Source organism: Aerococcus sp. L_32 (assembly GCF_050689315.1).
Window position 1 is genome coordinate 1 of the sequence record NZ_JBOEQF010000931.1, and the last position, 727, is coordinate 727.

Sequence of the window (727 nt, forward strand, 5' to 3'; positions counted from 1 at the left end):
GCCTTCTTGCATCCGGGCACCACCAGAAGCGGTAAACAGGACGACTGGTAACTGGTGTTCAGTTGCATAGTTGAACAAGTTTTTAATTTTCTCACCTAAACCAGTCCCCATAGACCCCATCATGAAAAATGAGTCCATCACACCAATGGCAGTTCGGTAGCCGAAGATTTCGCCCACACCAGTTACGACAGCTTCGTCTAAACCAGTTGTAGCGCGCGCTTTTTCTTTCTTTTCCAGATACTTTGGAAAACCAAGTGGATCTTCATTGCGGTTATCCCTTAGTTGAAACATTTCAACAAAAGTGCCTTTGTCCACTACGTTTGCTAATCGCTCACTAGATGAAATTCTAAAGTGGTATTGGCAATGTGGACAGATTTTTTCAGCACCCAAGTCATCCGTTAGAATCGTTTGGTGACACTGCGGACATTTTTGCCACATGCCATCTGGCACGAAGGCTTGGTTATTTGGATCTGTAGGCAAGCTCGATTTTGCTTGATCTTCCTCTGGCATAGGAATATATGCTTTTCTGCGTTTTAATGCCATAATTCATCTACTTTCTTTCGTGCTAATTTATGCTTGATGACTCTTCGCCCATTCAGGTAAGAATTTAGCTTCCAGGTAATCATTGGTATAGTTCCCTTTTACAAAGGCCTCATCAAATAGTAGGTCGTATTGGAATTGTTGGTTTGTCGACACACCCTTAATAGTCATTTCTGAAACCGCACGT

1 protein-coding gene is annotated in these 727 nt (G+C 42.8%); it reads right to left on the minus strand.

What is annotated here, in order from left to right; translation table 11 throughout:
* A partial coding sequence (locus ACRCJ0_RS17435) for a carboxyl transferase domain-containing protein (RefSeq protein WP_431391415.1) occupies window positions 1-543 on the minus strand: 543 nt, incomplete at its 3' end.
* Window positions 544-727 lie beyond the last annotated feature (184 nt).